The sequence below is a fragment of the Pseudanabaena sp. Chao 1811 genome, from assembly GCF_027942295.1.
In the GTDB taxonomy this organism is placed as follows: Bacteria; Cyanobacteriota; Cyanobacteriia; order Pseudanabaenales; family Pseudanabaenaceae; genus Pseudanabaena.
Window position 1 is genome coordinate 469,102 of record NZ_CP101416.1, and the last position, 23,674, is coordinate 492,775.

Below are 23,674 nucleotides of genomic sequence, written 5' to 3' on the forward strand. Positions count from 1 at the left end.
CTATTATTAGGAATATATTAAGCATTGTATAAATCTGCATATGAGTGTATCGACCAAAAATAAACCTATCGAGCCTGCCCTTGCGGCGGTAAAGCAACGCTTAGAAGAAGGTGGTGCATTGCTTCCAGATAGTCCTGACAACTTACTCGAAGTCGTTGGCATACTCAAAAGCTATGGTGTCATATTGGGAGAATATTATCGAAATCTCACTTATATCTCCGAATATCAATTTTTAGAATTTTTCCCATTTTTTAAATTCTTTAATGGTGATTTTTCGTTAAATAAGCTAGGTCGTCACTGGTGGCACAATCGCATTAATTTTGAATTTGCCGAATACTGCATGAAGGCGATGTTTTGGCATGGTGGTGGTGGACTTGATAATTACTTGGACTCAGAGGAATTTAAACAACGCGCCAAAGCTGCGATCGCCGCAAAAAGTAAAAGCAATCCCCTCATGGCAATTTTAAGTCGATTGTTTCCTGACTTTTTGCCAGAGCAAGTGCGCCTGATGACCTACTACAGCGCTTTAGGATATTTTTGGTCGTTCATGTCACCGATGTTTTTAGAACTGAGCGATCGCTATGATCGGGGTGAAATCAAAAGTATCCCTGATGTGGTGAAACATATTCAAGATGGGTTAGTTGCTGCCGCCGCTGTTCCCTATGTCTACAAAGTAAGCATCAATGGCAGCGATTACGAGATCGTGCCAAAATCGGCAAATTTAACATTTTTAATGGATACGGCTGTCCCCTATGTGGAAGCTGTATTTTTCCGTTCTTTCCCCTTCCGTGGCACGGTTTCCTACAACGCACAGGCGCAGCAAATCTCTCCTGAAATCTCACACTTCAATTATGGTGTGCTGTATGCCGATCCTTTACCCGTTGGCGGCGCAGGTATTCCGCCCACATTGCTAATGCAGGATATGCGTCACTATTTACCCCAATATTTATTGGATGTGTATAGAAACAGCGATCGCGGTGAAGAAGATTTACTGGTACAAATTTGTCTTTCGTTCCAAAAGTCGATGTTTTGTGTAACGACAGCCGCACTACGTGGTTTGGCTCCTCATCCCTTTGAAACACAAGATCCTAAAGAGAAAAAAGCTAACGACAAATTTCTTGCACCTTGGCTAGATCGCCTCTCGCGATCGCGCCTATACACCTTGCAATAGGATAAATGAGCTTCTGCAAAAATAAAGAGTCGGCGCATTGCGCCGACTCTTTATTGATTTCTGACATCTTGGCAATATTGCTTGACAGCTTCTGTAATTGTCTCTTGCAAATTTGTATATTTCTTCGCAAAGGGGGGCTGCCAATCGGATAAGCCCAGCACATCGTGGGTCACTAAAATCTGTCCATCGCATTTCTTGCCAGCACCAATACCAATCGTAGGCACAGGAATTAAATCTGTGATCTTGGCGGCTAATTCCGCAGGAATATTTTCTAATAACAGTGCAAAAATACCTGCTTCTACTAAAGCCTTTGATTGATGCAAAATCTCTTCGGCGGTATCGGGAGTGCTACCTTGAACCCGATAACCAATGCGATGCACCGATTGTGGCGTTAGTCCTACATGTCCCATCACGGGCATTCCCGCTTGCACTAATTTACGAATCGTGGCAACCATATCGGGATACCCCCCCTCCAGCTTGATACCCCGCGCATCGGTTTCCTTAAAAATACGTCCCGCCGATCGCAGAGCCTCTTCCGCGCTCACCTGATAACTTAGAAAGGGCATATCGACAATGAGTAGCGCATTCTCTACAGCACGTCCGACCGCTTGAGCATGGTGGATCATTGCCTCAAGGGTAATGGGGAGTGTGGTTTTATGTCCTAGGGCAACCATTGCAAGAGAGTCACCCACCAAAAGCATATCCACACCTGCTTGATCTAGCAATTTGGCGATCGCATAGTCACTTGCCGTCAAAGCTGCAATGGGCTTCTTTTGCTGTTTCCATTTTTGCAATTGGGCGATCGTCACTGGCATCGGGGCGTTCCTCGTAAGTTAAAGCTTCGCTATTGTAGATTTTTCAGTTGGTGGAATAACCCTGCTTTGGGGCGCTATTCCATCAAAAAATTAATAGGGTTAATATCTAATGTAAACTTTTTAAAGCAAACACAAAAGGTTAATTGAGTTCGGTACGAGAATCAAACATTATGCAAGTTGGACAAAGAGTTCGTGTTCGTGGTTTCAAAGATGGTAGTGGTAAGGCGATCTCCAGCAAAGTTGGTGCGATCGGTGTCATCAAAGAAGAAAAGATTATGGATGGCAGCAAATGGGGCTATATCGTCAAATTTGATGACAGCACCAAGTCTTGGTTTTTTGCAGACGAGCTAGAGTCCGCCTAAATGGGTTATGATGTCGCTCCGCATATTAGCAAGGGATTAGACTGCCGACTTAGGCGGGAGCCTAATCCCTTGCTAAAGAAGTGAGCATCATAACTACATCTAAGCCCTATGGCAGATATTAACCGTCAAGATATCATTCGGGGCATGATGGCGGAGGTTGATGGACTGAGCTATAGTATGGCTTCAGCAAGTCTTGAGGCAGTTATTACCTGTCTCACCCAAGCTCTCGCTAACCACCAATCGATTATGTTGAGTGATTTTGGCAAGTTTGGGGTACGCCATCGTCGCGCCCGTTCGGGAAGTCATCCTCGCACTCATCAGCCCATTACAATTCCCGAAGTTACTGTTCCCCATTTCACCCCCAGTCCTCATTTAAAAAAGCTGGTGCAAAAGTCCAATGAGCCTAATTCTGACATTTCTCGGTAAAGGTGGTGTTGGCAAGACGACAACCGCGATCGCGGTTGCTCGTGCTTTTGCCGCCCAAAATAAACAGGTTTTATACGTCGGTCAACAAGCGGGCGATAGCCTCAGCATTAGGTTAGGCGTTGATCTCAACAGTGAACCACAATCCGTTGCGCCCAACTTTTCGGCTGTTCATTTAAAATCCACAGTTTTACTCGAAAGATATTGGGACAAGATGAAAGGCTTGGAAACCCAATATCTGCGTACTCCTTTTTTTAAGGAAGTTTATGGTCAAGAGCTAGGTATTTTACCTGGAATGGATGCGGCTCTCGGCTTAAGTTTTCTGCGAGAGCGTGATGCTGAAGGTAAATATGACGTAATTATTTACGATGGCGTTGGCGATCTGGAAACCTTGCGGATGCTGGGAATGCCAGAGATCCTCGGTTGGTATCTGCGTCGCTTTAAACAGGTATTAACGGGTTCAGCGATCGGTCAAGCTATTTCTCCATTTGTGGAGCCAATTTTAAGAAGTATTCTCCAAGTTTCCAGCACCGATGATATTTCCCAACAAGCGGGAGAAATGTCATCGGTATTAACTCGCGGTCAAAAAGCCGTGAATGATCCGCGCCATGTTGCTGCTTACCTCGTCACGACAGGAGATCCCTATGCGATCGCTACGGCAAAATATCTCTGGGGTAGCGCTCAACAGGTTGGCTTAACTGTTGGCGGCATATTTGCCCGTGATGCCATATCTGAGGAAGAATTTGCACCACTTGCGATCTTCCCAGTTTCCGATCAAGTTACGGAGTTGGCTATTCCTGATCGCTTGAATGCAACCTTTGCGCCCCAACCAATTGAGATTGATATTGTCAGTAAGCAGGTGAAATTATTCTTGCCTACATTTAACAAGAAACAAGTCAAACTCATCCAACTAGGACCCGAAGTTACGATCGAAGCAGGTGATCAGCGCCGCAATATTTTCTTGCCGAATGAACTCGCTGGCAAACAAGCCACAGGCGCAAAGTTTCAGGATTCCTATTTAATTATTTCTTTCGGCTAAAATCTCAAAAAACAAGGCATTGTAAAACAATGCCTTGTTTTTGATTTGGTTATGGCACTGGTTAGTTAAAGCATGATTGGCATATTTGCGTCAATTTTGTCTGCATGAAATGGTCGTTTCATCCCCTGTCCATGCTTAGCTGACCAATGCTAGTAGGTGAACCTGAAGGATCTTAATGCTTTTCCATATTCGCAAAGGATATTGCTCAATTAGATGAGATCTATACAGATAGCAATACCATTGTTGCGACGGATAAATTCTCGAAATTTGGATTAACTGATTGCGGCATAGTAAATGTGGCTAAAGATAATTACTTAGTGCTTACCGATGACCTAAAACTAGCAAGCTATTTGCAAAATAGAGGCATTGATACACTTAACTTCAATAATATTCGTGTATATGGATGGAAATAAGCTGACATGCAACTTAGCCCTCGCTTTAAATGGTTTTCACAGCCGATTGATCACTATGCAATTGGGTTAGCGGCAATATTGAGTATAGCGATCGCCATATTGCTATGGATTGGCGATCGCACTGCGCCACAGGTAAGAGACTTTAGTTGGCAAGGGCAGAGAGTTGATGCTAGCAATACAGCCTTTGTATTGACCTTTAACCGTCCAATGAATCGTGAAAGTGTCGAACAAAACCTCAAATTTGACCCACCCCTCCTCGGCAAAATCAGTTGGTCATCACGGCGGATGTCCTATACACCGTTAGCACCTGCAACCTATGGTAAGTCTTATACAGTCAAGCTCGATAATGCTTACGATCGCTTTGCTAATGAATCTGGTAAAAAAATAGCGATCGAGCCTTTTACGGGTAGCTTTACCACACCAAATCCTTACTTTGCTTATATTGGCTTACAGGGGGAAGAAAAAGGTCGCCTTGTCCTTTACAATGTGTTACAGAAAGAAAAGCGAGTTTTAACACCTCCTAACCTGACAGTTCTAGATTTTCGGATCTATCCTGATCGTCAAAAAATTCTGTTTGGAGCGATCGAAGCGGCGGGGCAAAGCTTACTTGACCAAAAACTCTATGTGGTAACGACGGGAATTGATCGCGAAGATCGTTTAACGTCCAATCCCTCTGACATCAAACCTATACTTGGTAGTGATGATTATCAAAACTTCAAATTCGATCTCTCGCCCGATGGCAAAAACATCTTGGTGCAACGGCTCAGCCGTCAGCAAGTTGGTCGTTATGGACTTTGGCTTATTAAAGAAAACCAACAACCGCGATCGCTGGACAATCAACCAGGGGGCGATTTTATGTTTACGCCCGACAGCTCATCGGTGGCGATCGCCCAAGGTGAAGGAGTTGCGATTTTGCCTCTTGAGCCGCAAGCCCCACCGTTGGACTTTCTCCCAAGATTCGGGACTGTTCTAAACTTTGGTAGGAGTGGGACGCAAGCCGCCACTATTAAATTTAATAAGGACTATACGCGATCGCTCTATTTGGTAAATAACCAAGGCGTACAAAAGGAACTTACCAAAATTAGTGGATCTATTCTTGGTGCTCAATTTGATCCTCAAGAGAAAAATCTCTATTGCTTGCTTACTGACGTAGAGCAAGATACTGCTAAAAATATTTTTCGTGAAAAGCCCTATCTTGCCGCAATTAATTTGGAATCAGCGCAACTACGAAGACTTTTAGAGCTTCCATCCCAAAGAGAGATTCAATTTAACGTTGCTCCCGATGGACAGTCGATTCTTCTAAATTCTGTTACCCCAAGCAATAGTGATTCTCTTAATTCTCCAACTACGCCTGAAGACTCTGCTAAAGCCTCTAGAAGTCCACAGACTCCTCAAGTCCCAACGCAGCTAATTGTGTTGCCGATTAACACCTTAGATAGCAACAATTTACCGCAACCTGAAGTGTTACCAATGTTTGGTAAATCTCCTCGATGGTTGCCTTAACTTTTCTCGATGTACTGTGCAAAGCGTAGTATATAGCAGTACTAAATCATTTGTAGGTTTTATGGTTTGTGGAAGCGCACCCCAAGGGGTGCGTTTCCACAAACCATTTAGGATTGCTATAGAACCACAAGAAATTTTTTAAAAGCATTGCTTTGCAAAGCTTTTAAAAAATTTCTTGGTTCGGGTTTAAGAGCAAAGCGCTGTAAGGCTAAAATAACATTAGTTCTACGGAGGTCAATATGCCAGCGACATCAGTACTCAAGCGCCTCTTCACCGTTAAAGAATATTATCAGATGTTCGAGTCTGGTCTATTCGCTAATGAGCGTGTAGAACTAATTAGAGGAGAAATTATTAAAATGTCACCGATTGGAAGAAGGCACGCTGCTTGCGTTGATCGCTGTAATTATACATTTGCCCATAAATTAGGAACAAAGGTCATAATTCGGATTCAGAATCCTGTGGCTTTGGATAATACTTCTGAGCCTGAGCCTGATGTCATGGTTTTGAGTTATAAAGAGGATTTCTATCGATCTGGACATCCACAACCAGCAGATGTATTACTTTTAATTGAAGTTGCAGATAGTACAGTTGATAGCGATCGCCAATTAAAAATTCCCCTCTATGCAGAAGATGGCATTGTTGAAGTTTGGCTAGTTGATATTAACAATGCTTGTGTAGAAGTTTATCGTCAGCCTACTGTTACAGGCTATCAAGAAATTCTCCAATTCCATCGCGGACAAAATTTATCTATTCTTGCCTTTCCTGAGGTTAATATTACAGTTGATGAAATCTTGGGATAGAGACATTGAGCTAACAACTGTAGTTGTTACAGGTATAGGGATGATGACCGCGATCGCCAATGATCGCGAAAATACTTGGAATCAACTCTTACAGGGCAAGTCAGGAATTACAATCGATCAACAATTACAAATTCCCGTTGCCCGAATTGATGAAATAGAAAATTCACAATGCAATGCTCAGTCGTCTAGAGCGCAATATTTTTTACAAAAGGCAGTTTTAGAAGCGATCGCTGATGCCAATTTAGAACTTCCATTAATTAACTGTGGAGTAGTAATTGGTTCTAGTCGTAGTAATCAAAGGGAATTAGAACTATTACTTGATCATCCTGATCGACAATTGATGCAGGATAATTGGTGGAACTGCCAACCAGCCAATTTATCAGCCTCAATTGCTCGTTTATTACAAACACAAGCTCCTGTACTTGCGCCAATGGCAGCCTGTGCCACAGGAAACTGGGCGATCGCTCAAGCCTGTGATTTAATTCGCTCAGGTAAGTGCGAAATGGCGATCGCAGGGGCAACGGATGCGGCAATTACGCCACTAACGATCGCAGGTTTTCAAAAAATTGGGGTGTTAGCAGAGTTAGGTGTATATCCATTGAGTAAAGAGCGTCAAGGTTTTGCCCTTGGGGAAGGGGCGGCATCTCTAGTTCTAGAATCGTTGCAATCGGCAAAACAACGGGCTACTAGAATTTATGGCAGCGTGTTAGGTTGGGGCATTACTAATGATGCTTACCATGCCACTAGCCCTAGTCCCGATAACCTGATGGCAGCGCTCGCTATTAAAGACTGTTTAACGCGATCGCAAATCACATCAGAGCAAGTCGGTTATATCAATGTGCATGGCACGGCTACACAAATGAACGATGCCCGTGAAGCCGAATTAATCCAAAATATTTTGCCTAGTAGTAAAGTTAGTGGCACAAAAGGAGCAACGGGTCACACTTTGGGCGCGACAGGAATGATTGAGGCAGCATTTTGTTTATTAGCTCTGCGCGATCAAGTCTTACCGCCTTGTGTGGGAATGCAAACTCCTGCCTTTGATATCCACACAATTCAAAAAGCTGAGCGATCGCCTGATCTGCAATATGCCCTTAACTTCAGTTTTGGCTTTGGTGGACAAAATGCGATCGTTGCCTTCGGTCAAGAATGCAAAACCTAAGAAGCGAGTGGCGGCGCGAAGCGCCGCCACTCGCTTCTGATCTCAAGACTGATGACATCTATATGCCACCTATAATTCTTGACCAGAATTCATGTACGATTCTATTTTGCATATTTTGTAAAATAGCTATTTTTTGTAGATAAGTTTGCCGACTGAGAAGCTTGTGCCGAAACCATTACAGCTAATGTGGGCTTTGTCTGGACTGTTGCTGACAATTGCTAGCACTTTCATTCAACCATCTATGCTTTTGCCATCCCTTGCAGGTCAGGGAAATAATATTGCGATCGAATCGATCAGCGTTACCATGCAAATTGGAGCAGTTTTGCTTACAGGCTGTCTTGGAGGCAAAAATGCTGCTCTTTTATCGCAAATTGCATATATTACTCTAGGTTTGAGTGGACTTAGTGTTTTTTACCAAGGTGGAGGACTAGGCTATCTCAAGTCACCTGCCTTTGGATATTTATTGGGATTTTTGCCCGGTGGATGGCTCTGTGGGTTTCTAGCTTTTTTGAGACCTCCAAGTATAGAAAGGATGGCAATTAGTTGTGTTGGTGGATTATTAGCAATTCATTTAGTGGGCATCGTTTATTTAATTTCCATTCAGCTACCTAATTTCAGTGCGATCCAGTCTTCATTGTGGCAATATTCTATCCAAGTGTTATCTGGTCAGTTTTTAGTTGTGTGTGCCACTATCGTCATTGCCACTATTTCCCGAAAATTATTGTTTTACTAGTTCGATATAACCATTTGAACCGCGCAAAGCAAGTTTCAAATGGTTATATCGTATAAGCTTGCTCTTGCTAGTGCAGCAATTGAGTCTGTTGAAGGGCTTTATGAGAGTCTAAGGATTTAGTAGAAATGGGCGATCGCGAAGAGATTTTGGCAGTGGCAATAAGACTAACTCACGAAGAATTAGTTGCTTAAATAAACAAAAGGCTCGCTTAGCGAGCCTTTTGTTTATTTAAGTCTACGTTTATTTAAGTCTTCCAGATAAGCCCGTTGGTAATCGAGGAAGCTACTATGCCATTCTTGAAAACGGCGATAGCCATCACGTACCAACATTTGACGATATTTTTCCGAGGGAATATATTGTTTTGAAGTTGACATAATGCTTATCAACTAAACTTCGTTCAAATATTAACGCATTGCGTCAACATTTCAACTATAGCTTGACCACAAAAGCATCGGTTACGCCTTGGATATGCACAATTTCATCGAGCAAACCGCTAGGCAATGGATCGTCAATGTTCAAGACCATTACCGCTTCACCGCGCACCATACGACGACCGACCTGCATACTGGCAATATTTACATTGAAATTACCAAGCAAGGAGCCGATGCGACCAATGATCCCAGGCATATCGCGGTGGAGAGTCAACAACATGTAATGAGTTGGTGCAACGTTGATAGGGAATTCGTTGATGCTGGTGATCCGAATTTCCGACTTACCGAGCAATGCTCCTGTTACTGATTGTTGACCTTGGCTACCGTGAGCAGTCAAATGGATTGAGCCACTGTAATCTTCAACGGAAGGATCACGGGTTTCAGTGACGCGGATCCCCCTCTCCTTAGCCTCAATGCTGGCGTTGACAAAGTTAACGCGCTCACGCAATGCAGGAGATAGCAAGCCCTTGAGAGCTGCTACAACGATGGGTTGACTTTCACTGTTAGCGATTTCACCTTGCAGTTTGACATCTAGGTTATCCACACGACCGCCCGCCAATTGTCCAACCAAGTTGCCTAACATTTCCGCAAGTTGGAGATAAGGCTTGAGTTTTTGCCATACATCGGGACGCAGACCGGGGATATTTACTGCCGATCGCGCAGGTAAACCTAGCAATACATCACGAATTTGTTCGGCAACATCAACAGCGACGTTGGTTTGTGCTTCTTCCGTAGATGCGCCAAGGTGAGGAGTCAGGATGACATTTGCGCCGAGTTCACGCAAACCAGAATCAGCTTCAAGGGGTTCATTCTCAAATACATCAAGAGCAATACCTGCAATTTTGCCGCTCTTGATGGCTTCAGCAACTGCCACTTCATCAATGATCCCGCCTCTAGCGCAGTTAATGATTCTTACGCCATCTTTCATAATCGCAATGCGATCGGCGTTAATTAAGTGAGCAGTGTCCTTAGTTTTGGGTAAGTGCAAAGTGATGTAATCAGCTTCACGTAGCAAAATTTCGAGATCCACTAGATTTACGCCAAGCTTTTCAGCGCGTTCGGTTGTCAGGAATGGATCGTAGGCAAGGATCCGCATTCCTAAGGATTTCGCAACGGTAGCAACGTGGGAGCCAATTTTGCCTAAGCCAAGAATACCAAGGGTTTTCTTATAAACTTCAACGCCAGTAAAGCTCTTGCGATCCCACTTACCACCCTTGAGGGATGCGTTGGCAGCAGGGATAAAGCGAGACAAAGACATCATCATCGCGAGGGTATGCTCGGCGGCGGCGATGGTGTTACCTTCAGGAGAGTTAACTACCACAATGCCCATACGGGTTGCTGTGGGAACATCTACGTTATCGACCCCAACACCAGCACGACCGATGATTTTGAGGTTTTTACCAGCTTCGATCGCTTCCTTGGTGAGTTTTGTACCAGAGCGGATCATGATTGCGTCATATTCAGGAAGAACTTGGATTAGCTCTTCAGGGCTGAGAGTTGTTTTTACGTCAACGGTGGCGACTTGAGAGAGGATATCGATACCGACTTGATCGATGGGGTCAGAAACGAGAACTTTGGGCATAACGATTAAAAAATGTACCAGTGCCTATAGCGGAAGGTTTGCGGCTACGCTCTAAATCCTAAACGCACTTGAATTAACTCAAAATAAATGCAAGATAAACGCTAGATATAACGCAGCTTAGACACACTAAGACGACAATAATTGCTTACATTAACAATATTAAAGCAAAAATGAACGCTCCCACATTTCATCGGGATTAGGCAATCGTTTTACAGTGTTTTACACTGCTATAAAATCTCCAGAAATTTTTGAAAGTACTATAAATTAGGTTTCGTTTTGCCTTGCCACAAAAGAGGGTGGCAGTGCAAAGCGCCGCCACCCTCTTTTGTAAATATTTTATGACTGCACTTTCAAAATACCGCGTAACTCGCCCGCACGATTCGACTTGGTGTGAATATCAACATATAAGCCACCACTGTTAAGCGCTTGAAGTTGTGCATCCGATAGCTCGTATTCTCCCTTAACTTTGCCGCTTAAGCCATCGGGATTAACCTGTATTTGCAAAGCGTACTGGAAAGGACCGTTGGCATTTGCCGCACCTTGATGAATATGGACACCTGAAGTAATTTTTGGATTGGGAGGGGTTAAAGGATCCGTTGCATAGTCGCGTAAAGCGCTACTTAGATTATAAAAACCACCACGCACAACTAGGCGATTGCCATTGAGGGCGGCTCCTACTACACCACCTGCTGTAGTTGACACGGGGCTGGGATAAACCTCATCGCCTGATAAGATGGCTGCAAATCTAGTGAAATTAGGACTCTGGCTAATCAAATTATTTTGAGCAAGTAGTTCAGCCTCTGCTTGCTGTTGGTAGTTTTCTAAACTGATAGAAGCATCAATCTGCGAATTAATAATTGCTGATGAAAGATTATGAGATTGGGCTGGCGCATTAAAATTTATTGCAAGTAGGCAGATAGTAATGCCGAGAACTAGGCTGGATAAAAACTTCTGATATCGTTTAAAAGCCTGAAGCATATTTTGTATTTCCTAATTTATTTGGACAGATTTTGCAGTTACTTACGATCAGTACGTCCAAAATTTAAATTTGGATTTGATTAAATTGTTTTATTTCTATATATAGACATATATTTCATGGATCTACAATATTTATTGATTTTTGTGGCAGCCTTGTTTGCGGGGGGACTAAATGGGATTGCGGGGGGTGGTAGCTTCATTCTATTTCCTGCACTGATGTTTGCTGGTATACCACCAATTCCTGCGAACGCAACTAACTCGATCGCTTTATTACCGGGGACATTAGCCAGTGCTGGAGCCTATCGCCATGAATTTGCTAAAGATAAACGGGCTTTGATTCAGGTATGTGTATTAGGTGCGATCGGTGGGCTAATTGGTGCAATTTTGCTTTTAAGGACACCACCTGTAGTTTTTTTGCGAATCCTACCCTATTTATTACTAATCGCCACTTTAGCCTTTGCTTTTAGCAAAAAATTAACTGCTTGGGTAGAGTTGCAGCAGGGGCGGTTTGCCAAGCTTAGGCAATTACGAACGATATTAGTAACAATGTTGCAGCTAATTGTGGCGGTCTATGGTGGTTTTTTTGGTGGAGGTATGGGGATCTTATTTCTTGCCTCCTTTGCGTTGATGGGGATGACTAATATTCATCGTATGAATGCTTACAAAACGATATTGACTAGTTGTATCAATGCGATTACCGTCATTCCTTTTGTGATTGCAGGGGCAATTCTCTGGCAACAGGGGGCGATCGCGGCAATTGGAGCGGCGATCGGTGGATATATCAGCGCTCACTATGCTCAAAAGATTGCCCCGATTTTAGTTAAGCGTTTTGTAATTGGCGTTGGGACAGTGATGACACTGTACTTTTTTATTAAAAGTTGGATTTCCTAAATGGCTAGGAGAGGATACTTTATGTATCCCTTCCCTGTCTTACGATATGATTGGAATAGTGATCGCATTTTGTCTCTATCTATAGGCTTTTCTCTATATGTCTAGCGTCATCATTCAAGGAGCAAAACACCGTTACAATCTCACTTCACCATCGCAGTCGAGGGCTAAATCCTCTTATACAATTGTCTTCCTGCATGGTTGGATGCTTAGTCAGGCTTATTGGCAACCATTAATTAATTATTTGCAGCCAGATTTTCAATGTTTGACGTATGATTTGCGGGGGTTTGGTGATTCGCAAATTGGCGATCGCGATGATTATTCGCTAGTTAGCTATGCACGAGATTTAGAAGAGTTGCTGGATCGACTAGAAATAAATCAAGTTTGGCTTGTTGGGCATTCTCTAGGTGGTGCGATCGCTCTATGGGCAGCAAATTTATTAAGCGATCGTATTTTGGGGGTAGTCTGCCTGAATGCGGGTGGTGGTATTTATATCAAAGAAGAATTCGAGAAGTTTCGCACCGCAGGTAAACTGATTCTCAAATTACGTCCTAAATGGTTGCAAAGCTTACCGCTAGTTCATGCTCAATTTGCTAAAGATAGTGTTCAAAATCCTTTAGATATCTATTGGGGAAAACAAAGAGCGATCGATTTTGTCTCGGCAAAATATGCTGCGGCAAGAGGAACTTTGCTAGATTCTACTAGTGAAGAAGAAGTTCATAAATTGCCTCAAATTGTCTCAAAGTTGCGCCAACCTGTGTATTTTATTTCAGGAGCCAATGACACGATTATGGAACCTAAATATGTGCGTCATCTCGCTAGTTTTCATCCTTCCTTTAATGGCTATGGTGAGAATGTGTTTGAACTTCCTAACTGTGGACATATGGCAATGCTTGAGCAGACGGGACTATTACACAATGTGCTACTGGACTTATTAGCAGATCCAGTGACTTCATCCTGTCTCTAAAAAATAGTCGAATTATTTGGAATGGCGGCGCTTCGCGTCGCCATTCTTATTTGGGTAATAGTCGAATTATTTGGAATGGCGGCGCTTTACACCGCCATTCTTGTTTGGGTTTTAATAGTCGAATTATTTAGAGTGGCGGCGCGAAGCACCGCTATTCTTGTTTGGTTTTTAATAGCTATACCTAGATATAAGAAGTATGCAAGGGATGAACTATATCTCAAATTATTCCATGCGATCGCGGATACAGATAAGATTGTGAAGTTCTCTAGCGATCAACGATGGTCAAATATTCTATGGACTTTAAAAGCATTATTCGCGATATTCCTGACTTTCCTCAACAAGGCATTGTTTTTCGCGATATTACGCCCTTGTTAGCCCATCCTCATGGTTTAACCTCAATTATCCAAGGATTTCAAACCAAGTTTGCAGAACTGAATATTGGGGAAATTGATTGCATCATCGGAATTGAGTCGCGAGGTTTTATTCTCGGTGCTGCATTGGCGATGAGTTTAGGGGCTAGTTTTGTACCTGTGCGTAAGCCTAAAAAACTCCCATCAGCAGTGTTTAGCGTGGAATATTCCCTTGAGTATGGAACTGATACCTTGGAAATTCATCAAGATGCACTTGCTAAGGGTGAACGAGTACTGATCATTGATGATGTAATTGCGACAGGCGGAACTGCGGCGGCAACTGCAAAGTTGATTCAGCAAGCGGGTGCAGAATTGATCGGGTATGGATTTTTGATCGAGCTAGATTTTCTCAATGGCAGAAAGGCTTTACCCGAAGTTCCCATTGTTTCCTTGGTGAATTACTAAGTAGCTCGGTATAAAAATTTTTAAATGCAGCATTTAAGATCCCCGACTTTTTCTTGGCAATCATAGATTAGTTCTATTAGTCACCCAAAAAGTCGGGGATTTGGTCAATCACAGTTTTCTTTTGCTGACCTACCTATGGCGATCGCAAAGCTACACTTTCAAAAAGTTTCTTGGTTGGGGTTTGAGTGCCAAGCGCTATAAGTAAAATTTAAAAGTTGTTGTAGACTCAGTTAATGAATTTTTAACAATAATTTCTTATGGATATCATTACACCGCTTGTAAGTTTTCTGGCTCCTTTTTTGCCTACGCTGTTGGGAGTTGGGAAGAAAGCCTTGGACAAAGGGGCTGAGAAGTTGGGTGAAAAAGGGGCTGAGGAAATTTTTAAGAAGCTATCGCCTCATTTGGAGGCTAAACCCAGTGCTAAGGAAGCGGTGGTTTATGTTGCAGAAAATCCTGATGATGCGGATGGGTTGGGGCAGTTGTGGCTGCAATTAAAGAAAATTCTGGAGGCTCCAGAGAATGCGGTTTTAAAGGCGGAAATCGCAAAGATTTTGGAGGGAGAAGAGGCAACAGCGAAGGGCAAATTCAAGGTTAATGCTCAGGGTGCGAATATTGTGGTAATCGGCGATCGCGCCAAGGTTGAGATTGTCAAGTAAAATGTGTAAAGTCTAGAAGCTAGACGTGGAGACGATCCTCGAAGAGGATGGCAAAGCGATTAAGAGCAGGTTTCCAATCACGAATCGGCATCGTCCACTTCTTCGAGATATTCCGCATTGCTAAATAAACGAGCTTGAAAGCAGCATCATCAGAGGGAAAAATCTGTTGGGATTTAATCACCTTCCGCAAACTACTGTTCATCGACTCAATCGCATTGGTGGTATAAATCGCCCTGCGAATCTCGGTCGGGAAAGCAAAGAAGGGGATAATGTTTGCCCAATGACTGCGCCAAGACTTGGAGATTGATGGATATTGCTTGTCCCACTTTTCAGCAAAGAGTTCGAGATTAAACTCAGCCTCCGATTCCGTCGCCGCGCTATAAATAGCCTTGAGGTCAGCACAAACTTGCTTGCGTTGTTGCCAAGGTACAAAAGCGACCGAGTTTCTGACCATGTGGACAATGCATAACTGCACCTGAGTTTTAGGAAATACCGTCTCAATCGCATTAGGGAAACCAGTCAAGCCATCGACACAGGCAATCAAAATATCTTTGACCCCACGGTTGTGAATTTCGGTGAGTACTGACAACCAGAATTTCGCACCTTCATTCGGAGAAATCCACATACCCGACTTTGGCGTAGCCGAAATCGCAGTCCCCCGAGATCGGCAAGGGGAGTTTGAACCGCAGATGGTGAAGAAAGGACAAAGTCGCTTGTCAGGACTAGATGAAAAGATCATTGCTCTCTACGCACGAGGTATGAGTGTCAGGGATATTCAAGCCCAGTTGCAAGAAATGTATGGTGTTGAAGTATCACCAACACTTATTTCCAATGTTACAGATGCAGTAATTGACGAGGTGAAGCAATGGCAAAACCGTCCCCTTGAAGCAGTCTATCCAATCGTCTTTCTGGACTGTCTAGTCATCAAAGTCCGAGACAATGGCAGAGTGATTAACAAATCCTTGTACTTTGCCTTGGGCGTGAATATGGACGGGTACAAGGAATTACTGGGTATGTGGATTTCTCCGAATGAAGGTGCGAAATTCTGGTTGTCAGTACTCACCGAAATTCACAACCGTGGGGTCAAAGATATTTTGATTGCCTGTGTCGATGGCTTGACTGGTTTCCCTAATGCGATTGAGACGGTATTTCCTAAAACTCAGGTGCAGTTATGCATTGTCCACATGGTCAGAAACTCGGTCGCTTTTGTACCTTGGCAACAACGCAAGCAAGTTTGTGCTGACCTCAAGGCTATTTATAGCGCGGCGACGGAATCGGAGGCTGAGTTTAATCTCGAACTCTTTGCTGAAAAGTGGGACAAGCAATATCCATCAATCTCCAAGTCTTGGCGCAGTCATTGGGCAAACATTATCCCCTTCTTTACTTTCCCGACCGAGATTCGCAGGGCGATTTATACCACCTATGCGATTGAGTCGATGAACAGTAGTTTGCGGAAGGTGATTAAATCCCAACAGATTTTTCCCTCTGATGATGCTGCTTTCAAGCTCGTTTATTTAGCAATGCGGAATATCTCGAAGAAGTGGACGATGCCGATTCGTGATTGGAAACCTGCTCTTAATCGCTTTGCCATTCTCTTCGAGGATCGTCTCCACGTCTAGCTTCTAGACTTTACACATTTTACTTGACAATCTCCGATTTTCTAAGGTTTATCTACGAGTTCCCTATCGTTTTGACAATCGTGACCCATTACCAGTTTATGCTGTCTATGCAACGGAAATCGATTGCCCTGAAGGTGAAACCTCTTTGGAATGGATGCTCCTGACCACTGAAGTCGTAGAAGAACTAGATGCAGCCATTAAGATTTTACGTTGGTATACTTACCGTTAGCGTGTAGAAGATTTTCATAAAATCTTTAAGTCTGGCTGTCAGTGTGAGCGCTATAGACTTGCTGCTGAAGGGATGAAGACATTGCTCGGCTTTTTAAGTGTCTGTGCGGTCGAGCTTTTACAGGTTACTTATCTCCATCGAAATCAACCTGATGCTCCTGCGGTTGAGATTCTTTCTCCTGTCCAAATTCAGGTTTTAAAGACTCGATTTCCTAAATCTCCTCCTGTTTTAACTGTTGCTTGGGCTATCGAATCGATTGCTTTCCTTGGCGGTTATCTTGAGCATCGCCGTAAATCTCCCATTGGTATTCAAGTTCTCTGGCGTGGTTGGTCTAATTTACGTGAACTTTGCCAAGGTTGGCTTCTTGCCCAAATTCATACTTAACGGGAAAAGTAAGATAAGCTGACGAATTTCGCTAAAGAGTGTTTGCGTTGTCTCTTGAATATTTGAAGTCATCTGTAGCTAGATTTGATTGACTTAGTCCATTTAACTGTTTTTTAGATCAGATTATGGTAGACGACTAATTCTGATAAAATTCAGATATGGTGGTGTAAATGAGTAAATATGGTTGATATTAATACAATTGAACTTTCTTTCAAACGTATCCCTGAATATAATGCTGAACTTGCAAAAACAGTTCCTTCAAATGTAAAAACTAATTATTTAGTTGGTTCAGTTATCGCAATTGGGATAGGTCTATTTACTTTGTTAGCGACTTCTCAAAGTATGCTCAAAATCCTTGGTGGGGGCTTAGCAGTTGGTGGTGTGGGTACATCTGTTTACATATCGCAGCGCAAAACAGATGATTCGAGTGAAGCACAAGAGGAGAGGAAAAAGTTCAATATCGCTGAAAGTATCCGTAAGGCGAAGGCAAATGTCTCAAATGAACGGGTTAGGCTAACTAATGCTGCCCATAGTTTTCATTCCTTCAGTTTTGACACTGCAAACGCAATTGGTGACTCCATTTCTTTTAATTCATATACCGTCAAAGTAACTGATAGACCAGATAGTATAAATATTGGATTGAGAACAGATAAAATCCTCTATCGCACTGAATCCTATGCAGAGTTTTATACAACTAAAGGAGGCAAATTAAAATCACGGCAGCGTAAGCGTAAGGTTGCAGATCGAGTAAAATTTACGGTAGCTTTTCCAACACGTAAACGTGCAGTGAAGGGGGTAATGCCTTTTGATAGTTACAATCAGATGATATCTCTGTATAACGCCAGACATCAGAAAGCTCAAGATTTAGCTGAGTTTAATCAGCGTTACACCATAGCTGAAGAGAATATTCGCAAGCATGGCGATCAAATTTATTTTTCTCCTGAAGAAAAGAAAGCGATAGAAGAGGCAAAAGCTTTAGCTAGTTTCGATCTGCGTCTTAATCAAATTGGAGAAGAGGTAGCTATTGTTATTGATGAAAGTGAGTTTGCAGAATTTGATCAGCAGCTAGGTTTAGACTCATTTTCTAGCAATCCAGATATTGAAACAGATGATGAGTTTATTGATGAATCTGATGATTCAAGCGATAATCAAACTGTTCAGTTTACAGAATCGGAACTTAAAGCAATCGGTCTTCCAGCAATTCGGAAGCAGTTTAATATTACTGCTCGTAGCTATAATGAAGCATTTACAAAATTAAGTTTGCAGGGTGTTACTATTCTTAAAAAATAACTTACCTATTGTTAAAATATTTTCATTTTGACTTTTTAAATTGGGAATTTATTGCTTTTCCATTCCTTCTATATCTGGATCAAAGTTAGATGGAAACCTTGTCTCACTGCAATATTTAGCGCCCTTCAATTTAGTGTCTTTCAAAATGGCATTCCTCAGATCTGATCCATAGAAAATAGCTCCCTCTAAATCTGCTCCACTAAAATCCACACCCTCAAGATTTGTGTTGCCAAAATTAGCTTCCCTTAGATTTATACCCCTGAAATTTGCATTAACTAAATTAGCTCTTACAAATAAGCTCCTGCTAAGGTCTAAAGTTTCACCACTTACATCATATCTATAATTGCGTTGACCGATTGCAGTTATTGCCTCTTGAATAGTAAGACGAACTTTTGGATAACCCTGCGAATTGCTAGAGTCCTGTGGAGCGTATTCAAGAGGTTTTCCCCTAATGAAGGACGCTAAAACTTTCATTACTAGAAAATGATATTCAGGAGAATCACTCGCGATTTTTGACAAGGTATAGATACCCGACATTACAACAGTTATATTATTGTTTGTTACTAACTGTTCAACAGCTTTAGAAAACCGTTCAGTAATAAAGCGTGATTCTGCTATTTCGATATCTTTTTTAGATTTTTTTGCATCTAATTCAATTTTTCTTTCTGCAAGCTTCAAATTCTTATAAGCCACCCTGAAATTTAGAAATAGAACGATTCCTCCTACAATTGTTGCTAACGTTCCGACGGGAGCATCTCACTTAGGCAGTAAGTATAACTACTTAGGGAAGCAAGGGTGAGATAATAGAAAAAATCGCCACTCCCAAGCCAATGACACCCGAAGATCAACAAAAGTTAGAAGAATACAGTCAAGGAATTGCCGCCATATTGTATCGCAATGCAGAAGCAAAGAATGTTGAGCAGCTAAAAACATTGGAAGGGATAGAACTAGCAGTGCGAGAGCAACTGTTAGAAAATGTTAGCCCGAAAATCGGTATTTTTTTGTCGAGACAAGCAGTGGAACAAAAGCAGGAAAAGAGAGACATCTAAAGAGTTGTATTGGCGATCTGACAATCACTAGTAATCAAGCAAAACAACTACAAGTAAGAGCAAGAACACGGCTTAGTCCGCACATGGAAAAATGCTGCTTGCTCACCAGTGGCAATGAGTCCTACGAACGAGCAATGAAAAACGTTAAGGAGTTGACAGGGATTTTGGTTAGCCACAGCACCCAACAGCGACTAGTACAGCGATACAATTTTCCGCAAGTAGCCTTAGCTGAGACTGTAGAAGAAATGAGCTTGGACGGAGGCAAAGTAAGATTAAGAACCGTCAAAGGGGAAAAAAGTGAATGGAAAGATTATAAATCTGTTACGCTGCAAGGAAAAGCGGTAATTGCATATTTTCAGGAAAATTCAGCCTTAATTGAGAGGATACAGCAACAGGAATTAGCGGAAATCGTCTCTTGTCTGGGCGATGGGCATGACGGTATTTGGAATTTATTCTCACAAATTGCTCCAAGAGAGCAGCGATTTGAAATCCTTGATTGGTATCATCTGGTTGAGCATTTACATGGCGTTGGCGGCTCCATACGCAGACTAAAAAACGCTGAACAATTTCTCTGGGATGGTGATGTTGACTCAGCTATAGCTTTATGCGAGGGTTGTAAATTTAAACGAGCAGTGAATTTTGTAAGTTATTTACGCAAACATTGTCTACGGATTCCTGAATATAGTTACTTCCATCGCCTTGGTCTGACTATTGGCTCTGGTGCAGTCGAATCTTCGATTAAGCAAATTGGGCGGCGCATTAAGATTTCTGGCGCTCAATGGAATCAAAAAAATGTCGCTCAAGTTTTGAAGCATCGCTGTGCTTATCTCAATGGGTTGCTTGATTCTGAGTACTTATACTCATCGCAAAACTGAGATGCTCCCCGTTCCGACACCACCAATAATTGCTTTGCTAATTTCTAATGACGCTTCAAATTTCTCTTTTCCATTTTGGAGACCTGCATAATTGTTAGTAACTTGAACACCCCAAGGTATAATCCATAATGCTAGGATGAAACCTGCAATTAGTAATAGAAAGACCCAAAAATATTTTTTCATGAGATTGAGATTTTGCCTTATATACCACTAATTTTTGCACTAAAATTTCATGTAATATTTTAACTCTATCTTGCTGATTTGAGATAATTTTGAGGTAATAGCTAGATGAGATCGGCTTGATAAATTAGCGATCGCTATTTGTAGAGATTATTTGTGTGATCGCCTATCTCTGCCTTCTCACATTCTGACTTTTGAAGAGGTTATTTTTATCTACAAGGCTCTGTTAGCTATCGGCTTGATAAATTAGCGATCGCAATTTTGGGTGATGGATTTAGCGATCGCCCCATGAGATATCGTTTCTAGTTAAAGTTCTAAATACCTAACTAAAATCTGTTGTATTTCTTCTAATTGATTCGCTTCTACTTGACCAAGACATTGAATCAATCTGCGTTTATCAAAAGTCATCGGATCGATACAGACAACAAAACTATTACTGCTAAGACCATTTGTAACAGAAGGAATCAAAGGCACAATCACTGGAAGTAGGCGATCGCTAGGATTAGCAGAAGTAATCGGTAACACAGTTACCTTACTACGCTGATTAAAAGCAGTTCCAGAGATAATCACCACAGGACGAGTTTTGCGAATTTCTGTCCCAATCGAAGGGTCGAAACTAACTAGCCAGATACTTCCCAATCGATAATCGCCGCTTGCTGCCATGCTGTATCCTCATCATTTGATAACTCATCTAACAACAAACAAGCCTCAACCATCGCCTGCTTTTCCTGCTGCTTCCGCCATGCTTGTAGTAGCCCCTCAATGAGCCGACTACGATTTTCTACGCGATCGTCAACGTAATGGACTAACTCATCTGGAAGAGAAATAGATACTTTCATAGCTATTTTATGCTACTCATAATACTACCTACAGTAGCATAAGTATCGAATAGCGATCGCCTTTTGTAGAGATTATTGGTGCGATCGCTTTTAATACTGAGTTTTACCAAGCTAAAGCTAAAAATATTCTAAAACTCACTAGATGGCAACAATACCGCCAAACGGAAAGAATCGCAAAGTGAATCCTTCCATTTGGCAGCATTTGTCGAGCTGAGCTACTGATTAGATCGCAGTGTTATCAATCTTGCGAATGGCGACTACCGCAGGTTTTGGTGAATCATTGGGCTTACGTGAGGGCCAGTTGGAACCGATGGGGACTTTGCGAGTTTGCATAAACTCCTTACCAGTTGTGGTTCGCATCGCAAATTTGCGCGACTCAAATGCCATGTCCTTACGAATGCCCGTCACTTCCCCAGGGTGTTGTACCGATAGGAAAAGTGTCTGCTGATCGCGAGAGAAAAATGGTCCCGTCGTTTCACATTCCATTGGACCAAAGCCGAATAGATAAGCCTTGCCCATATCTGTACCAGATGTTGGCATAAACCAAATCGAACTATTGCCATAGAGTCCGCGTAAATTTGACTGACTAATAGGCTTGTCAGACTTATCCTTGCGATTGGGGATGGAAAGATTGTACTTATCGCTAGAGATATCTGTAACCATCCAGATATTGCCACCGCGATCGATCGCTAAGTTATCAGGATTGGCAAAGCCCAGACCACCCTCCGCAGGTTCGCCACCTGTAGCCACCATCGACCATTTAAAATTCATGGCTTCAGGTTTATTCGCATCTTCATTGAGACGCATGATCCAGCCATATTCATATGCCTTACCATCGGCTCCCTTAAAGATGCGTAGATCAGGACTACCATCACTAGAACTTATAGAACCAGAGGTAAAGGCAATAAATAGAGAACCGTCGGGGGCAATTTTTGTATCTTCGGGACGGGCAGTACAGGTTGCACCGACAGCATTCGCCGCATAGTGAGCATCGATTAGGATTGCCCCTTGCTTTTCGCGATCGCTACCCGTATACAGATCGCCTAAAGTCTTAAACTTAGACTTAAATTCTGTAAGCTCTTCTTCTTTGGTTGCCTTAAAAATACCACCTTGAGGACGTTGGGGAAGTGGAAGCATTTTCCCTGCAAGAACATCCAATTTATGAGGATTAATCGCTGTCGAAGTTTTTAGCGCAATCCAGCTACCAGTGCCATCGGCATTAAACTTGGCAGCATAGAGCATTCCTGATTCCAAAAGTTTAGAGTTCGCTTTATCTTTAGGATCTTTGACAATACCTGTGCTGACAAATTTATAGAGATGTCCACCTCGGCGATCGCAACCAGAATAAAACACTAAGGGTTTACCTGCTTCGGCGCGAATACCCACTGCTTCATGGCGGAAACGTCCTAACCATGTGTGCTTAGTACCGTAGTCATTGGGATTGGCAGGATCGATTTCGACCATCCAGCCATACTTATTACCTGCCAAGCCAAATACACTAGCAACACCAAATAGATCAATATTATCTTGAGAAAACTTCTTTTTGCTAGGGGATAAAGAGGTTCCATCAGCCATCACCGCCTCTGGTACGAACTCTTGATAATTTTCTTCAGCACTAAATACGGTTCCCCAAGGGCTAGTTCCCCCTGCACAGTTATGAAATGTCCCAATAATGCGATCGCCTAGTTGATCGGTATAGCCTAAGCCTTTCTCTTTGCGGAAAATAGCAACGGCGGGGCCAGTTGATTTGAGATAGCGACCATCTTCTAATCCAGAGAGTCCTGTAATACGTCGATCCGCAGAGGAGTTGGTGCGTACCCATTTACCATCAGGATTACGGCGTACCGAAATCACGCCAATACCCACATCAGTTAAAGCTTCCTTCGCAATTAAGGCAATTTGAGATTTGAGAGGATCGCTATCTGCAAGTGACCATACATCAATCTCTTGCTTATCTGCCGCCTTAAGTGCTGCATCGACCTCCTTAAAAGGCAAAGACTTGCCAATTACCTTCTCATAGGCTTGTTCCCAAGGAGTGCGACTAATATATTCAAAATTGACGGTTAAATAACCTTCGTTATTGTTAGTTTCGACGAGGGAGAGATAGTCATTGTTATAGCCAAAACGCGAATCGCCAACGCGATCGCCCCAAGCCGCAATTACATCATAGACAAAGCCTTCAGGCAAAACGAGATCGTCAACCACTTCCACATTTTTGTAAGCTTGACTCTGCTTGGATGGCGCGATCGCATCTGTGACTAATGGCATCACACCCTTAATTGATTTGAAGCTCAATTGCGAGGAGTTTGCTGCAAATGCTTGATTGCTTGACTCAGAACCCATAAAGGGCATGGAGAATCTAGGGATGTTAGGATTGCGAGGCACTGCATCAAATAGCATCGCTCCGCCCATACCACCTAAGAAAGTTAGGAAGTCTCTACGTTTGATCGTCATATTGTTTTGGTAGTGAT

24 protein-coding genes and 2 pseudogenes are annotated in these 23,674 nt (G+C 42.6%); 16 read left to right on the forward strand and 10 right to left on the reverse strand.

The features are described from left to right. Nucleotides 1–40: 40 nt before the first annotated feature. Nucleotides 41–1,171 (forward strand): CO2 hydration protein, encoded by a 1,131-nt coding sequence (locus tag NMG48_RS02205; RefSeq protein WP_271253802.1) that lies wholly within the window; start codon nt 41–43, stop codon nt 1,169–1,171. Between the two features lie 50 nt (nt 1,172–1,221). On the opposite strand, the gene panB is transcribed toward NMG48_RS02205, so the two are convergent. Next, nucleotides 1,222–1,986: a 3-methyl-2-oxobutanoate hydroxymethyltransferase gene (gene panB / locus NMG48_RS02210; protein WP_271253803.1), complete on the reverse strand. Its 765-nt coding sequence runs from the start codon at nt 1,984–1,986 to the stop codon at nt 1,222–1,224. A 170-nt stretch (nt 1,987–2,156) separates the two neighbouring features. On the opposite strand from panB, the gene petP reads away from it, so the two are divergent. The 7 genes from petP (at nt 2,157) to NMG48_RS02245 (ending at nt 8,421) form a co-directional block, all read left to right on the forward strand. Continuing rightward, nucleotides 2,157–2,348: a cytochrome b6f subunit PetP gene (gene petP, locus NMG48_RS02215; RefSeq protein ID WP_126385864.1), complete on the forward strand. Its 192-nt coding sequence runs from the start codon at nt 2,157–2,159 to the stop codon at nt 2,346–2,348. A gap of 108 nt (nt 2,349–2,456) precedes the next feature. Then, nucleotides 2,457–2,774: an HU family DNA-binding protein gene (locus NMG48_RS02220; RefSeq protein WP_126385865.1), complete on the forward strand. Its 318-nt coding sequence runs from the start codon at nt 2,457–2,459 to the stop codon at nt 2,772–2,774. After that, complete coding sequence (locus tag NMG48_RS02225) at nt 2,746–3,810, forward strand: Get3/ArsA fold putative tail anchor-mediating ATPase NosAFP (RefSeq protein ID WP_271253804.1); 1,065 nt, start codon at nt 2,746–2,748, stop codon at nt 3,808–3,810. The genes NMG48_RS02220 and NMG48_RS02225 overlap by 29 nt, the downstream gene beginning before the upstream one ends. A 419-nt stretch (nt 3,811–4,229) precedes the next feature. Then, complete coding sequence (locus NMG48_RS02230) at nt 4,230–5,726, forward strand: Ig-like domain-containing protein (RefSeq protein WP_271253805.1); 1,497 nt, start codon at nt 4,230–4,232, stop codon at nt 5,724–5,726. 239 nt (nt 5,727–5,965) lie between these two features. Next, entirely contained in the window at nt 5,966–6,526 is a 561-nt protein-coding gene (locus tag NMG48_RS02235; RefSeq protein ID WP_271253806.1) for a Uma2 family endonuclease, read from the forward strand. After that, nucleotides 6,510–7,688: a beta-ketoacyl-ACP synthase gene (locus tag NMG48_RS02240; protein ID WP_271253807.1), complete on the forward strand. Its 1,179-nt coding sequence runs from the start codon at nt 6,510–6,512 to the stop codon at nt 7,686–7,688. Before NMG48_RS02235 ends, NMG48_RS02240 begins: the two co-directional genes overlap by 17 nt. Before the next feature lie 184 nt (nt 7,689–7,872). Further along, nucleotides 7,873–8,421, forward strand: a complete 549-nt coding sequence (locus NMG48_RS02245; RefSeq protein WP_441339183.1) for a biotin transporter BioY — start codon at nt 7,873–7,875, stop codon at nt 8,419–8,421. A 224-nt stretch (nt 8,422–8,645) separates the two neighbouring features. Here the strand turns inward: NMG48_RS02245 and NMG48_RS02250 are convergent, their stop codons facing one another. From NMG48_RS02250 to NMG48_RS02260, 3 genes are all read right to left on the reverse strand, one after another. Then, entirely contained in the window at nt 8,646–8,795 is a 150-nt protein-coding gene (locus NMG48_RS02250) for a hypothetical protein (protein WP_271253809.1), read from the reverse strand. A gap of 55 nt (nt 8,796–8,850) precedes the next feature. Then, nucleotides 8,851–10,434, reverse strand: a complete 1,584-nt coding sequence (gene serA / locus NMG48_RS02255; protein ID WP_126385871.1) for a phosphoglycerate dehydrogenase — start codon at nt 10,432–10,434, stop codon at nt 8,851–8,853. Nucleotides 10,435–10,770: 336 nt separating this feature from the next. Further along, the gene (locus NMG48_RS02260; protein WP_271253810.1) at nt 10,771–11,412 is read right to left on the reverse strand and encodes a CHRD domain-containing protein; all 642 of its coding nucleotides are present in this window, start codon (nt 11,410–11,412) and stop codon (nt 10,771–10,773) included. Between the two features lie 117 nt (nt 11,413–11,529). Here NMG48_RS02260 and NMG48_RS02265 point away from each other — a divergent pair, with 117 nt between their 5' ends. From NMG48_RS02265 to NMG48_RS02280, 4 genes are all read left to right on the forward strand, one after another. Next, nucleotides 11,530–12,303, forward strand: coding sequence for a sulfite exporter TauE/SafE family protein (locus NMG48_RS02265; RefSeq protein WP_271253811.1), 774 nt, complete (start codon nt 11,530–11,532; stop codon nt 12,301–12,303). 97 nt (nt 12,304–12,400) lie between these two features. Next, nucleotides 12,401–13,267: an alpha/beta fold hydrolase gene (locus tag NMG48_RS02270; protein WP_271253812.1), complete on the forward strand. Its 867-nt coding sequence runs from the start codon at nt 12,401–12,403 to the stop codon at nt 13,265–13,267. A 293-nt stretch (nt 13,268–13,560) separates the two neighbouring features. Next, the gene (locus tag NMG48_RS02275) at nt 13,561–14,082 is read left to right on the forward strand and encodes an adenine phosphoribosyltransferase (RefSeq protein ID WP_271255228.1); all 522 of its coding nucleotides are present in this window, start codon (nt 13,561–13,563) and stop codon (nt 14,080–14,082) included. A gap of 257 nt (nt 14,083–14,339) precedes the next feature. Then, entirely contained in the window at nt 14,340–14,738 is a 399-nt protein-coding gene (locus NMG48_RS02280; protein ID WP_271253813.1) for a hypothetical protein, read from the forward strand. Nucleotides 14,739–14,757: 19 nt separating this feature from the next. On the opposite strand, the pseudogene NMG48_RS02285 reads toward NMG48_RS02280, so the two are convergent. Continuing rightward, nucleotides 14,758–15,366: pseudogene (locus NMG48_RS02285) on the reverse strand (IS256 family transposase); the annotation flags it as partial. A gap of 1 nt (nt 15,367) precedes the next feature. On the opposite strand from NMG48_RS02285, the pseudogene NMG48_RS02290 reads away from it, so the two are divergent. The 3 genes and pseudogenes from NMG48_RS02290 to NMG48_RS02300 form a co-directional block, all read left to right on the forward strand. Next, nucleotides 15,368–16,357: pseudogene (locus tag NMG48_RS02290) on the forward strand (IS256 family transposase); the annotation flags it as partial. Between the two features lie 301 nt (nt 16,358–16,658). Continuing rightward, nucleotides 16,659–16,970 carry a hypothetical protein gene (locus NMG48_RS21765; protein ID WP_441339178.1) on the forward strand — a complete coding sequence of 104 codons (312 nt, stop codon included), beginning with the start codon at nt 16,659–16,661 and terminating at the stop codon, nt 16,968–16,970. A 180-nt stretch (nt 16,971–17,150) separates the two neighbouring features. Further along, entirely contained in the window at nt 17,151–18,260 is a 1,110-nt protein-coding gene (locus NMG48_RS02300; RefSeq protein WP_271253814.1) for a hypothetical protein, read from the forward strand. Between the two features lie 48 nt (nt 18,261–18,308). On the opposite strand, the gene NMG48_RS02305 is transcribed toward NMG48_RS02300, so the two are convergent. After that, nucleotides 18,309–18,938, reverse strand: a complete 630-nt coding sequence (locus tag NMG48_RS02305) for a pentapeptide repeat-containing protein (protein WP_271253815.1) — start codon at nt 18,936–18,938, stop codon at nt 18,309–18,311. 152 nt (nt 18,939–19,090) lie between these two features. On the opposite strand from NMG48_RS02305, the gene NMG48_RS02310 reads away from it, so the two are divergent. Beyond that, nucleotides 19,091–20,184 (forward strand): ISKra4 family transposase gene (locus tag NMG48_RS02310; protein WP_271253816.1). Its coding sequence is split into 2 segments (ribosomal slippage): nt 19,091–19,256 and nt 19,256–20,184, totalling 1,095 coding nucleotides; the frame shifts between segments, so codons are not numbered across the junction. Here NMG48_RS02310 and NMG48_RS02315 read toward each other — a convergent pair. The 4 genes from NMG48_RS02315 to NMG48_RS02330 all read right to left on the reverse strand — a co-directional run bounded on the left by NMG48_RS02315 (nt 20,170) and on the right by NMG48_RS02330 (nt 23,657). Then, the gene (locus NMG48_RS02315; RefSeq protein ID WP_271253817.1) at nt 20,170–20,367 is read right to left on the reverse strand and encodes a hypothetical protein; all 198 of its coding nucleotides are present in this window, start codon (nt 20,365–20,367) and stop codon (nt 20,170–20,172) included. The two genes, NMG48_RS02310 and NMG48_RS02315, sit on opposite strands and share 15 nt — an antisense overlap. Nucleotides 20,368–20,670: 303 nt before the next feature. Continuing rightward, entirely contained in the window at nt 20,671–21,027 is a 357-nt protein-coding gene (locus NMG48_RS02320; protein ID WP_271253818.1) for a type II toxin-antitoxin system PemK/MazF family toxin, read from the reverse strand. Further along, entirely contained in the window at nt 20,985–21,203 is a 219-nt protein-coding gene (locus NMG48_RS02325; protein WP_271253819.1) for a hypothetical protein, read from the reverse strand. The genes NMG48_RS02320 and NMG48_RS02325 overlap by 43 nt, the downstream gene beginning before the upstream one ends. Nucleotides 21,204–21,425: 222 nt before the next feature. Next, the gene (locus NMG48_RS02330) at nt 21,426–23,657 is read right to left on the reverse strand and encodes a PhoX family protein (RefSeq protein WP_271253820.1); all 2,232 of its coding nucleotides are present in this window, start codon (nt 23,655–23,657) and stop codon (nt 21,426–21,428) included. Nucleotides 23,658–23,674: the final 17 nt, after the last annotated feature.

Excerpts from the sequence above, each read along its gene's own strand:
- NMG48_RS02270 (WP_271253812.1), top strand. The coding sequence starts at position 12,401 with ATGTCTAGCGTCATCATTCAAGGAGCAAAACACCGTTACAATCTCACT.
- NMG48_RS02330 (WP_271253820.1), bottom strand. The coding sequence starts at position 23,657 with ATGACGATCAAACGTAGAGACTTCCTAACTTTCTTAGGTGGTATGGGC.
- NMG48_RS02280 (WP_271253813.1), top strand. The coding sequence starts at position 14,340 with ATGGATATCATTACACCGCTTGTAAGTTTTCTGGCTCCTTTTTTGCCT.
- NMG48_RS02265 (WP_271253811.1), top strand. The coding sequence starts at position 11,530 with ATGGATCTACAATATTTATTGATTTTTGTGGCAGCCTTGTTTGCGGGG.
- petP (WP_126385864.1), top strand. The coding sequence starts at position 2,157 with ATGCAAGTTGGACAAAGAGTTCGTGTTCGTGGTTTCAAAGATGGTAGT.
- NMG48_RS02205 (WP_271253802.1), top strand. The coding sequence starts at position 41 with ATGAGTGTATCGACCAAAAATAAACCTATCGAGCCTGCCCTTGCGGCG.
- NMG48_RS02315 (WP_271253817.1), bottom strand. The coding sequence starts at position 20,367 with ATGAAAAAATATTTTTGGGTCTTTCTATTACTAATTGCAGGTTTCATC.
- NMG48_RS21765 (WP_441339178.1), top strand. The coding sequence starts at position 16,659 with ATGAAGACATTGCTCGGCTTTTTAAGTGTCTGTGCGGTCGAGCTTTTA.
- NMG48_RS02225 (WP_271253804.1), top strand. The coding sequence starts at position 2,746 with ATGAGCCTAATTCTGACATTTCTCGGTAAAGGTGGTGTTGGCAAGACG.
- NMG48_RS02275 (WP_271255228.1), top strand. The coding sequence starts at position 13,561 with ATGGACTTTAAAAGCATTATTCGCGATATTCCTGACTTTCCTCAACAA.
- NMG48_RS02230 (WP_271253805.1), top strand. The coding sequence starts at position 4,230 with ATGCAACTTAGCCCTCGCTTTAAATGGTTTTCACAGCCGATTGATCAC.
- NMG48_RS02250 (WP_271253809.1), bottom strand. The coding sequence starts at position 8,795 with ATGTCAACTTCAAAACAATATATTCCCTCGGAAAAATATCGTCAAATG.
- NMG48_RS02300 (WP_271253814.1), top strand. The coding sequence starts at position 17,151 with ATGGTTGATATTAATACAATTGAACTTTCTTTCAAACGTATCCCTGAA.
- serA (WP_126385871.1), bottom strand. The coding sequence starts at position 10,434 with ATGCCCAAAGTTCTCGTTTCTGACCCCATCGATCAAGTCGGTATCGAT.
- NMG48_RS02260 (WP_271253810.1), bottom strand. The coding sequence starts at position 11,412 with ATGCTTCAGGCTTTTAAACGATATCAGAAGTTTTTATCCAGCCTAGTT.
- NMG48_RS02220 (WP_126385865.1), top strand. The coding sequence starts at position 2,457 with ATGGCAGATATTAACCGTCAAGATATCATTCGGGGCATGATGGCGGAG.
- NMG48_RS02245 (WP_441339183.1), top strand. The coding sequence starts at position 7,873 with ATGTGGGCTTTGTCTGGACTGTTGCTGACAATTGCTAGCACTTTCATT.
- NMG48_RS02240 (WP_271253807.1), top strand. The coding sequence starts at position 6,510 with ATGAAATCTTGGGATAGAGACATTGAGCTAACAACTGTAGTTGTTACA.
- panB (WP_271253803.1), bottom strand. The coding sequence starts at position 1,986 with ATGCCAGTGACGATCGCCCAATTGCAAAAATGGAAACAGCAAAAGAAG.
- NMG48_RS02325 (WP_271253819.1), bottom strand. The coding sequence starts at position 21,203 with ATGAAAGTATCTATTTCTCTTCCAGATGAGTTAGTCCATTACGTTGAC.
- NMG48_RS02235 (WP_271253806.1), top strand. The coding sequence starts at position 5,966 with ATGCCAGCGACATCAGTACTCAAGCGCCTCTTCACCGTTAAAGAATAT.
- NMG48_RS02320 (WP_271253818.1), bottom strand. The coding sequence starts at position 21,027 with ATGGCAGCAAGCGGCGATTATCGATTGGGAAGTATCTGGCTAGTTAGT.